The following is a 2,561-nucleotide window of genomic DNA, read 5'->3' as shown; positions in this document are numbered from 1 at the left end:
TCGCCCCGGTCCTGCCAGAGTCCCGGCGATGAAGGCCGTTCTCCTCACCGGCGTCGGGAAGCGCTACGACATCGTCAGCGCGTTCGCGCAGCACACGACCGTGGTGGCGGCGGACCCGTCGCCGCTGGCTCCCGCGCAGTACGCGGCGACCGTGCGCTCCAGCGTGCCCCTCATCAAGGACCCGGAGTACGTGCCGTCGCTGCGCGCGCTGTGCGACGAGCACGACGTGGGCGCGATCGTCCCCCTCACCGACCTGGACATCGAGACGCTCGCGGTGGCCCGCGAGGAAGGGCACCTGCCCGAGGCGCTGGTGCCGTCGTCGCGGACCGCGAGCGCCACCTACGACAAGTACGGCACGCACCTGCTCCTGCGCGAGCTCGGGCTGCCCTCGCCGCCCACGGTGCTGCCGGAGGACCTGGACGCGATGGACGACCACTACCCGGTCATGGTCAAGCCGGTGCGCGGCTCGGGCGCCCGCTCGATCCACCCGGCCCGCGACCGTCGTGACGCCGAGTTCTTCGTCGGCTACGTCGACGAGCCGGTGATGATCCAGAAGCTCATGGACGGGCCCGAGTTCTCGATGGACTGCCTGAGCGACACCGACGGGCGCTGTCTCAACGTCATCCCGCGGACCATGCTCGAGTCACGGGGCGGCGAGTCGATCAAGGGGGCCGCGATCGCCGACCGGGAGCTGATCGATCTCGGGCGGAGCGTCGTCGAGGCGCTCGGTGTCCGAGGGCCGTGCACCGTCCAGGCGTTCCGCGACAAGGATCTCGGGCTGGGCATCACCGACGTCAACACCCGCTTCGGTGGAGCGTTCCCGGCGCCGATGTACGCGGCCCTCCCGGGGCGTACCTACCCCGAGCTGATCGTGGCGATGGCGAACGGGGAGACCCCCGAGCCGCACGTCGGCGAGTTCGTCGCGGGCCGCCACTTCACGCGCTACTACTGGCAGCTCGAGCTCGACGAGCAGATGCGGCCGACGGGGAGGGACATCGTGTCGCCTCCCGGCCCGCCCACCCCGCGCTGATCGCGCGGGGGTGTCCGGCTACGGGACGAGCTCCGGTCCCTTGTCGACGTACTTGGCGCGGAACGCGCGGAACGTGTCGAGCGTCTCGGAGTTCAGCGGGCCGGGGCAGCCCACGTAGTTCGTCCACGCGACGGCCGCGAACTTGAACGGCATCTCGGTGTTGTTCTGGAACACGAGCTGGTGGTAGCCGTTGCTCCCGCTGAAGTCCTCATTGAACAGCGCGGAGAGCTTTGCCTGGTCGCTCGTCGAGGTCCCGGGTGCGAACTGGAAGAGGATCCGGCCGTGCTCGAGGGTGTGGACCCAGTTCTCCTTCTCGGGCTCGTTCCCGACGCTGTACTCGCCGTCCTGGGCCGGGGTGATGTTGTGCGGGCCCGAGGTCGGCGGGTTGGTCTTGTAGCTCGTGACCTGGCCCTCGACGTGGTCGTTGCCCTCGCTGGGCAGCTGCTCCTTCAGCTCGCAGCCGGCGGCCTTGGCCGCCTCCTCGAGGTCGGTGATCCGCTGGGCGGGGATCGACGCCTTGGGCAGGTCGCTGCCGCCGTCCGGAGCGGGTCCGTCGTCGCCCCCACCTCCGGCCACGACCGCGGCTCCGATGCCGCCGACCGCGAGCACGGCGACGACGACGCCTCCGACGAGCCGCATGCGCCGGGCGTTGGCGGCGGCCTTTTCGGCCTCGGCCTGCTGCGCCTGGCGCTCCCTGCGGCGCGCTTCTTTCTCTTCCTGACGGCTCGACATACGTTCCGGATGCTACCCGTGCTCGCGCGAGCACCACGTCGGTCGGTCGACGGGGGCGCGCCTGGGCGGCGTCGCCGTGCCGGCGGCGTCAGGCGGTCCTGGCATGCGTGGTGCCGGCCGCGGCGTCCGCGGGGGCGGCGAACACCTCCGCGAGGAAGCCGGCGATCTCGTTGCTCAGGCGCTCGGGGAAGAGCCGCCCTTCGAGGATCGACGCCATGCGCATCAGCCGCGCCCCCTGGATCTCGCCGACCAGCGCGTCGGCGTCCGAGAAGGGGTGGATGGGGTCGTTGGGGTGCCCGACGACGAGCGTGGGGGCGGTGATCGTCCTGCGCAGTGTCGGCGGCGGGGCGACGCGGTGGAAGAACAGGCCGTGGAACACCGCGTTGCTGGGCTCCGGGTCCTGCCGCACGAGGTCGAGCATCATGTCCGGGAGGGCGAGCGCGGGCACCGAGGTCGGGATCCGCCGGGTGATCGCGCTCAGCGCCCGCATCGGCGTCCGCGCGAAGGTGAGCGTGAGCATGATCGGGGTGAACGCGATCGCGCAGCCGAGCAGGGCGTCGTCGAGCACGGGCATCTCGATGATCAGGCCCCGGATGCGGTCGGGCGCGCTCACGGCGGCCTCGAGCGCCGAGTTGGCGCCGAGCGAGAGCCCGTGGAAGACGGCCCGCTCGACCTCGAGGTGGTCGAGGAGCGCGACGAGCTGCTCCCCGAACCCGGCCATCGAGTACGCCTGCATGTCGCTCGGGCGGTCCGACCGGCCGTGCCCGAGGAGATCGATGGTGATCGCGCGGTACCCCCG

The 2,561-nt window shown here is 71.5% G+C and carries 3 protein-coding genes; 1 reads left to right on the top strand and 2 read right to left on the bottom strand.

The genetic code is table 11. The annotated features are described in order from the left end of the window. Nucleotides 1-28: 28 nt before the first annotated feature. A complete protein-coding gene (locus ABYE80_RS19655; protein ID WP_372792001.1) occupies nt 29-1,030 on the top strand; it encodes an ATP-grasp domain-containing protein in 1,002 nt (333 codons plus the stop codon). An 18-nt stretch (nt 1,031-1,048) separates the two neighbouring features. Here ABYE80_RS19655 and ABYE80_RS19650 read toward each other — a convergent pair whose 3' ends face one another. Both ABYE80_RS19650 and ABYE80_RS19645 read right to left on the bottom strand, forming a co-directional pair. After that, nucleotides 1,049-1,762, bottom strand: coding sequence for a DUF3105 domain-containing protein (locus ABYE80_RS19650; protein ID WP_372792000.1), 714 nt, complete (start codon nt 1,760-1,762; stop codon nt 1,049-1,051). Nucleotides 1,763-1,850: 88 nt separating this feature from the next. Then, the coding region (locus ABYE80_RS19645; RefSeq protein ID WP_372791999.1) for an alpha/beta fold hydrolase at nt 1,851-2,561 on the bottom strand (711 nt) is incomplete at its 5' end.

Source organism: Paraconexibacter sp. (assembly GCF_041602235.1).
Classification (GTDB): Bacteria; Actinomycetota; Thermoleophilia; order Solirubrobacterales; family Solirubrobacteraceae; genus Paraconexibacter.
The sequence above is the reverse complement of the archived record's forward strand: the minus strand, read 5'-3'. Positions and strand labels throughout refer to the sequence as shown.